This is a genomic window from Acinetobacter sp. YT-02 (assembly GCF_002412355.1).
Lineage (GTDB): Bacteria > Pseudomonadota > Gammaproteobacteria > Pseudomonadales > Moraxellaceae > Acinetobacter > Acinetobacter towneri.
In genome coordinates, this window is record NZ_NOZT01000078.1 from 1 (window position 1) to 7,713 (window position 7,713).

The following is a 7,713-nucleotide window of genomic DNA, read 5'->3' on the forward strand; positions in this document are numbered from 1 at the left end:
AAACCATAGCGGTCATTCCACTTTTCAAGCATGGATTCTGCATTACTAAAACTGCTCGGTTTAATCAAAATTCCCAAATCGTAACCTTTGCTGAAACATGCAAGGGTCGTATGAGTGAACTCTTTTATGCCAGTGGTGTAATAAATCATTTTTTCTTATTTAGTCCAAAAATTTAATGATTAATATACCCTCATTTGTAGATTCTTAAAGGGATTCCAAAGATTTTTTTAAAGGTTATATCTAAAAGACTAGTTATAGGTAGTTATAACCGAATTATGCTATCGCATAATTAGCAGTTCCTGTTCCCTAAAATTCGACTTGACACAGTATCTACTACGCATAAGATGGGTTTTGTAGAAGTTGTTTTTTAGTTGGACTGCCAATCCAAACATTCAAATTGATTAAATTTGTTTGTTCATGGATTGCCAACCATGAACAAACAACATCACCCCTTTTCGCAACCTGCCAAGTTGTGAAAAGTTTTATCGGTGAAGCTGCGTGCGTGAGAAATCTAGCTGGCGCGGCTACGATAGGGGCTAGAGGGTGTGACTCCCTCTTTCTACCTGTTACCCAAGTCAAATCCCATATTTTTATATGGCGCATTGGGGCGACACGGAAACGGGCATTAACGGGCTATCAGCGTTTAAAACATACGACTGGTAACTTAGTAAATTAACCCTGTTTTATTTGTGATGTGGAGTCATTTCAAGGATTGATAATGGCGTTGATGCACTGGCAGATGCTTCGTAAGGGCATAGTCATGGCGCACAGGTGGGCTTTTGAGATGATCGTGAGGTCATAGGGGAATGAGGTGTTAAACTGGATTTCTCGGCACGTCACGGTGAATTGTTGAACTCGTAGAGATACGTTGCAATTTGCTTTGGCGGTCAATGGATAGCTCAAGCCTGTAAATTCGGCTCTGTCAACATACAACTATAGAATAGTTGGTGGCAGTCGATATGCGTAGAGTAAGTGCTTTACCTTATTAATTTAACTCTACAATATAACCCCGACAAGACTTGGAACTGCGGTCGGGTGAATATGGAATTGAGTTTAGTTAAGTTAGAGATAAGCGTACTACTCGTTAAGACAAATAAGACTAACGTGGGCGCACTTCACACCGTATGAGTTGTAGATATTTAATTTCTGATTGATGAGTTCACAGAAAAGCGATTCTAGGCAAACAACGAGGTGGTGATCGGTGACGGTCTTTAGAAGTGTTAGAGAATCAGACAAGTACAAAACCTTAGCTACATCGAGGTTGCAGACAGTTCGAGCGAATAAAAACGTAAGCGCTGTTAATTGGGAAAGTCTATGCCGATAAGTTGGTGATGTTTAAGGTGAATGAACACAGAATTTTCAAGTAATAATCGAGTGGTATCAACATGCTTTGGCTAGCATGATTTACTTGAAAAACTGTCTTAAAACGATTCTACAATCGTGAAAATTAGTTGTCTTGGCCGACAAGGATATTTTCAAACTGTTGATGCAGTATAAATACGTACAAACTAGTGGTTTTAAGAACCCAGACCCCTTCTAAGGGGCTGGGTTTGTCTTTGTATAATTATAAATATCTATATTTCTTTCTGGTTTGCGATCTAAGCTATCTTATTTTAAGAATGTATCTTTTATTAGAAAAAGAGTTAATCGAGCTGTAACACTCTATTTTTTGCGTTTAAACAGTATTTTCAACAAAGTCTAAGATAAATAAAAGCATTCTACTAAGTGCTCTCACTCACTCAAGATCACCACACCCCTCGCTTTGCTCGGGCTGATGGTGAACGTTGAGAGAGTTTCGGCAATACTCACCCTAAGGGCGTGATTTTGAAAAAAATCAACATCCCTTAAGTATTGCCGATTTACCTGTCGGGCTGACGGAGCCACGCATCGGTCGTATCCGCACATAGTTTTGCTGACTATGCAGACAAGGACTAAAGGTCTTGCACCTTCCCCCACGCGCTCCCTGTCGAAGTATGGCGGTATCTCTGCGAGGGTTGCCCCAACATACAACTTAACCAACCTATACAACTACTCTCAACGCTCCGCTTATGTGGGATTCCCCTGTAACGGTTCCGCCTTTCGACGATCGCTACGATGCACCAGTGACACTTATTCCCTCCACATGCACCGCATGCCAACCATAAAAAATGGACACGCAGAAGCAGGCAAAGCTTGCATACAAATTTGCTTATTTAATGGACACAAAACGATTCAATAACGAAGTAATTCAGGTTAGGACTTGTAATTACTGCACATAACTGTAAAAATAACTGCACAGGTACAAAAGCCTTAGTGTGAAATCATAACGGTCGCCAAACCTTATGATCTTCGTTATTTGATGTTCCACCATCAAATAACTGCGTACCGCTAAATATAAAGCGAAACCCCAAAATGTTGCAAGACATTTTGGGGTTTTTCTTTGCTCTATCAACAATTTAAGTTACCTTCTAGTTTCCCAAAAGTTACCAACTTTTTTTACCCCCCTTTGCATCTTTATGATTCTTATCTGTTTTCAGGCAAAAAAAGTTACCAACTTTTTTTCAGAAAGTTCCCTTCTTTGATTTTTAAAATTAATCTATTTGTCTGTTTTTTGAACAAAAAATTAAATCCATGTTTTTTTTGATTTCAGCTAATAAGTTAGACAAACCATGCCTAATTTTAGGCAAATTTAGACAAAACACTTGTAAAAGGATAAATTAATCTATTGTAAAAATAGACAGTCTATTAGACATCCACTTTTGACAGATTTAGGCATAGTTTTACATCATGAAAAGTCTTTCAGTTATAGAGTTATCAAAGTTATATGGAATTAATAGACAAACAATTTACAACAACATAAACAAAGGAATTTTAAGTAAAAATTCTGATAATAAAATTGATTTATCAGAAGCTATCCGTGTATTTGGAGAGCCTGCTAAAAAACAGGATGTAAAAGAACCTGTAAAAATAGACAGTCCAAACTCGGCAGAAGTTTTACTGCTTAGACAGCAGATAGACATGCTAAAAAATCAGCTTGATGATGCTAAAGATAGGGAGTCCTTTTATCAAAATCAGATTGAAACGATGCAACGCCTATTGGAAGCACCAAAACCCAATACCACTCAATCTGGAGATTCTGGATCAGTACAGCCTGAACCAGCAGCAGAAGTGATAGCAATGCCACCTAAAGAATCAGAGATAATCGAGAATAAGCGAATACCTGTTCCAGAGCATGTAGAGCCTGAACCTGAAAAAAGAGGATTCTGGAGCCGATTTTTTCTGCCGAATGGCTGAGGGGATTGTTCACCTGATCTTATTAAAATCGTGGAACATTGCTCAAAAGTTAAGCGTGGAACATGAATAATCAACAAAAAAGCCCAAATCAGCTGAGTTGGGCTTTTCACATCGACATAAGATTATGAATTATAAGAAATAAAAAATTGCATTTCGCATAATCCGTATTATGTTAATTTTAGAAATATTTAAAAATCATAAAGACCTAATTAATGTTTTAGCTAAGTTCCATGATTTGGTCTCAACAGAGACAGAATACAGTTTTGCACCTTTTTTCTGAACTTTAGGCAAAAGTTTTGCAATACATTCATCCTTATCCTTAAGATAAGAATTTCTTGCTCCCAGATATACTTCCTTAATCTTTACTTGATGATCGTAAATTTTTAAGCCAGGTATTATTTCTTGGCTAAAACCAGGTCTGATCTCTCTGGAAAGTGTTGAATATGTATTATAGGGATTTTCCCAATATTCATGTGTCTCCATAATTACAGAAGAAACACGCTTAACAATACGGACTTCTTCTTCATAGCTCCATATTGTGTCTTTATTTAAAAATAAATGATCTATCAACTCTTTTGTTTGATTATCTTCATCGTCATAAATACCATCTATTGCATTACATAAAGTAGTAGTTGTTCTAGTAGAGGTTTTAATAAAAGGTTTAGTTTTTGTATATATAACATTCCCTTTGTCTACTGGAATTAAATTAGCCTCTTTACATTTTAAAAAAGGAATTTCTACATCATAACCAATTACAAAACCTCTATGTTCATCCCCATAGTGAGCCCACATTAACGAATTTAATGGGTTTCTAGTTAGACTTAGAATAGCTACATTATTTAAAGTTTGTTGAATACGATCTTTAGTAAAAGATTCTCCTTCTACGACACTTGCTTCAAATGGATCATTAAAGTGAGTAGGAGTCCTGAAACCCAATCTTTCACTTTCTAAAGCAGACTCACCAGAATTAAATCCATAATATTTATATAAAATCAAAACCTTACCTATTTTTCAATCTACATTTTTTTTAAATTTAACTATTAAGAACTTCAGTAATAGGTGTGGAATAACGATGAATATCATATTTTTTATGATAACAACTCCAGCTCCAATATCTTTCCAATTCAGATGCAGCATCAATGAATTTTTCCATATTTTCAATACTTACATAAGACATAAGACTTTTCTTATTGGTGGGATAACCATCTATAAGAAGGGCATAACGAGGTACTAGATCTAAATCTATAGTTTTTTCTACAAAAACATATTTAGCTGCTGTTTTTTTGGGTTTTAAGTGAACTAAAGCATTCCTAAAATCTTTCATCGTTTTAATAGTTTGCCAAGGCTGTTTAGACCAATCTACTTCTAAATCAAGTTTTTCACTAACTAAAGAGACTTTGCCCAAAAAACTAGCACTTTCTAATAACTCCCAATTTTTAATTAATTGACTACCATACAAATTGCAAATCGATTCAATGTTAAATACCGCAAACGACATAGCTGGAATAATCCATCTGAATTTATGCCCAATGTCTTCTTCTTTTGCCTTTTTTGCTTGATTTAACATAATTGCAGTTAAATAGTTATGATTTGTCTCGAATAGCTCAATTTTTACTTTGTAATGCGTATCTTCACTTTCAATAGAACTCATAATTTTACTAGCTAAAATAATAGATTGACTATCATAGTCTTACATTATTTTTTGTACATATGATTAGATGTGAAAATATTTTTTAATCTTAATATTAACCCACTGATCCTCCAATTAGCTCAGATTGACATACGGCTCACCAAGCTTTAATGTATATACATTAGTATATACTTGTAGGTGGTCAAGATGGAGTTAACTATTAAAAGATGGGGTAACAGTGCAGCTTTGCGTTTACCTGCTGATTTACTGAATGGTCTTAATCTAAAGCCAGAAAGTATCGTAGAAGTATCTATGAAAAATAAATCTATTGTTATTAAACCGATTAAAAAGAAATCAGATCTGTCTTTAGAAAAGCTATTAGCAGGTATAACCTCTGAAAATTTGCATAATGAAGTAGATACTGGATATTCGGTTGGTAAGGAAATTTTCTAAATGAATCAACAGTATGTTCCAGAAGCTGGTGACATTATTTGGATTAATTTCACACCTCAAGCTGGACATGAACAAGCAGGCCATAGACCAGCTTTAGTTCTAAGTCCAGCTTCATACAATAAACTAACAAGCTTATTGATTTGTTGCCCCCTGACAACACAAATTAAAAAGTACCCTTTTGAAGTTTCTATAGCTGGCAATCCAACTAACGTTGCTTTATCTGATCAAGTTAAAAGTTTAGATTGGGTTGCACGGAAAGCCACAAAAAAAGGGCAAGCAACAAGTAAAGAATTAGCTGAGGTTAAACAAAAAATTAACCTTTTACTTAAATAGTTAGTTACTTCACAGAGACACCTTTAAGAGGTGTCTTTTTATTTAACATAAAATCTCTTATGCGCAGTTCGGGTGTTAGAAACCAAAAAACTTAATTTTTATAAGTAGATAATCGCTATACTTAAGCAAATTTAGGTATTACTAGAGATCCTTGCTTCATGACTCAGGTTCAACTTCAACAACTACAAAAACATCTTTGGAATATCGCAAATGACTTGCGTGGAAAAATGGGAGCAGATGAGTTCCGTGACTACATCCTAGGCTTCATTTTCTACAAGTATCTGTCTGAAAAAGCGATTGCCTTTGCCAATGAACTATTGAAGGATGAAGGCGTTGCAGAACAATATCAGCAACTCGATGAAAGCAATCCCGATCATGCAGAATTGATCAATGGAATCAAAGAAAACTCAGTCGAAGAAGTTGGCTATGCCCTAGCACCAAAACAATTGTTCCACTCCATTGCTGAACTTGGTCGTCAAGGCACATTCATTCTGGATGATTTGTCAGATACTTTGCGAGGAATTGAACGTAGTACTTTGGGTGCAGAATCAGAAGATGACTTTGCCAATCTGTTTGAAGATCTTGACCTCAACTCAACCAAGCTAGGCAATAATGCTAATGACCGTAATGAATTGGTCAGCAAAGTACTCACTCATCTCGACAATATTGACTTCGATCTCAATAATTCAGAATCAGATGTATTGGGTGATGCATACGAATATCTGATTGGTGAGTTCGCTTCTGGTGCTGGTAAAAAAGCTGGTGAATTTTACACCCCACAAACCGTATCCACCTTGCTTGCCAAGATTGTGACACAAGGGAAAGATCGCCTACGTTCAGTGTATGATCCGACATGTGGGTCGGGCTCATTGCTTCTACGTGTAAAACGTGAAGTCAAAGATGTCGATATGATCTACGGCCAAGAGATGAACCGTACCACCTATAACTTGGCACGAATGAACATGATTTTGCATGACGTTCACTTTGCGAAATTCGACATCAAGCAAGAAGATACGCTCACACGTCCTCAGCACATTGATCAGCGTTTTGAAGCTGTTGTGGCCAATCCTCCCTTCTCAGCAAAATGGTCAGCGGACCCAAGCTTCCTACAAGATGAACGTTTCAGCCGTTTTGGTAAACTTGCACCAAGCTCAAAAGCAGATATGGCTTTTGTACAACACATGCTTCATCAATTGGATGAGCAAGGCACAATGGCTGTTGTTCTTCCTCACGGTGTATTGTTCCGTGGCTCAAGTGAAGGCGTGATTCGTCAGTACCTCATTGAGAAAATGAATGTGGTAGATACCATCATTGGTTTACCTGCCAACATCTTCTATGGCACATCTATTCCAACCTGTATCTTGGTACTCAAGAAAAATCGTACCCATACAGGTGATATTCTGTTTATTGATGCTAGTAATGACTTTGAAAAGCAGAAGAATCAAAACAAGCTACTGCCTGAGCATCTCGATAAGATCATTGCAGCTTTTGAACAGCGTCAAGATATTGAGAAATATGCCAAGGTCGCTACGCTGCAAGAAGTCAAAGACAATGACTACAACCTGAATATTCCACGCTATGTCGATACTTTTGAAGCTGAGGATGAAATTGATCTGAATGCCATTGCTCAGCAACTCAAAGACCTTGAGCAGCAAAGCCAGAAAACTGATGAAGTGATTGCTGATTTCTGCAAAGAGCTTGGCATTGATTCACCTTTTGCGGAGGTGAAGTAATGGTAGCACCGAAGTTAAGATTCCAAGAGTTTGATGGGGATTGGGAGTCTAAAAAGTTAAAAGACTTGACGGATATTTTAAAGTGTGGCGTTGCTAGCACACCCAAATATGTTACTGAGGGAGGGTATCCTTTTTTATCTGCTCAAAATATCTCACGAAATGGTGAGATGAATTATTCAAAAGTAAATAATATCTCTGATGATTTTTATAAAAAAATTCTCTGTACACGACAAAAATAGATAACTCATTGAAATAATGTCACAATAATTGTTTTCTAACGACGAATACTAT

The 7,713-nt window shown here is 36.6% G+C and carries 7 protein-coding genes; 5 read left to right on the forward strand and 2 right to left on the reverse strand.

What is annotated here, in order from left to right:
• Positions 1 to 2,766 precede the first annotated feature (2,766 nt).
• On the forward strand, positions 2,767 to 3,273 hold the full coding sequence (locus CF596_RS13975; protein ID WP_096902824.1) for a plasmid replication DNA-binding protein: 507 nt from the start codon (positions 2,767 to 2,769) through the stop codon (positions 3,271 to 3,273).
• Positions 3,274 to 3,468: 195 nt separating this feature from the next.
• On the opposite strand, the gene CF596_RS13980 is transcribed toward CF596_RS13975, so the two are convergent.
• Together CF596_RS13980 and CF596_RS13985 are read right to left on the reverse strand one after the other, a co-directional pair.
• The gene (locus CF596_RS13980) at positions 3,469 to 4,269 is read right to left on the reverse strand and encodes a DUF2971 domain-containing protein (RefSeq protein ID WP_096902825.1); all 801 of its coding nucleotides are present in this window, start codon (positions 4,267 to 4,269) and stop codon (positions 3,469 to 3,471) included.
• A 37-nt stretch (positions 4,270 to 4,306) separates the two neighbouring features.
• Positions 4,307 to 4,924, reverse strand: coding sequence for a hypothetical protein (locus tag CF596_RS13985; protein ID WP_096902826.1), 618 nt, complete (start codon positions 4,922 to 4,924; stop codon positions 4,307 to 4,309).
• A gap of 186 nt (positions 4,925 to 5,110) precedes the next feature.
• On the opposite strand from CF596_RS13985, the gene CF596_RS13990 reads away from it, so the two are divergent.
• The 4 genes from CF596_RS13990 to CF596_RS14005 all read left to right on the forward strand — a co-directional run bounded on the left by CF596_RS13990 (position 5,111) and on the right by CF596_RS14005 (position 7,661).
• On the forward strand, positions 5,111 to 5,356 hold the full coding sequence (locus CF596_RS13990) for an AbrB/MazE/SpoVT family DNA-binding domain-containing protein (protein WP_096902827.1): 246 nt from the start codon (positions 5,111 to 5,113) through the stop codon (positions 5,354 to 5,356).
• Complete coding sequence (mazF, locus tag CF596_RS13995) at positions 5,357 to 5,689, forward strand: endoribonuclease MazF (protein WP_096902828.1); 333 nt, start codon at positions 5,357 to 5,359, stop codon at positions 5,687 to 5,689.
• A 158-nt stretch (positions 5,690 to 5,847) separates the two neighbouring features.
• Entirely contained in the window at positions 5,848 to 7,422 is a 1,575-nt protein-coding gene (locus CF596_RS14000; protein ID WP_096902829.1) for a type I restriction-modification system subunit M, read from the forward strand.
• Complete coding sequence (locus CF596_RS14005; RefSeq protein ID WP_096902830.1) at positions 7,422 to 7,661, forward strand: restriction endonuclease subunit S; 240 nt, start codon at positions 7,422 to 7,424, stop codon at positions 7,659 to 7,661. The genes CF596_RS14000 and CF596_RS14005 overlap by 1 nt, the downstream gene beginning before the upstream one ends.
• Positions 7,662 to 7,713 lie beyond the last annotated feature (52 nt).

Bases quoted from the DNA above. Each gene is read 5' to 3' on its own strand.
- CF596_RS13985 (WP_096902826.1), bottom strand. From the start codon at position 4,924: ATGAGTTCTATTGAAAGTGAAGATACGCATTACAAAGTAAAAATTGAG.
- CF596_RS14005 (WP_096902830.1), top strand. From the start codon at position 7,422: ATGGTAGCACCGAAGTTAAGATTCCAAGAGTTTGATGGGGATTGGGAG.
- CF596_RS13975 (WP_096902824.1), top strand. From the start codon at position 2,767: ATGAAAAGTCTTTCAGTTATAGAGTTATCAAAGTTATATGGAATTAAT.
- CF596_RS14000 (WP_096902829.1), top strand. From the start codon at position 5,848: ATGACTCAGGTTCAACTTCAACAACTACAAAAACATCTTTGGAATATC.
- mazF (WP_096902828.1), top strand. From the start codon at position 5,357: ATGAATCAACAGTATGTTCCAGAAGCTGGTGACATTATTTGGATTAAT.
- CF596_RS13990 (WP_096902827.1), top strand. From the start codon at position 5,111: ATGGAGTTAACTATTAAAAGATGGGGTAACAGTGCAGCTTTGCGTTTA.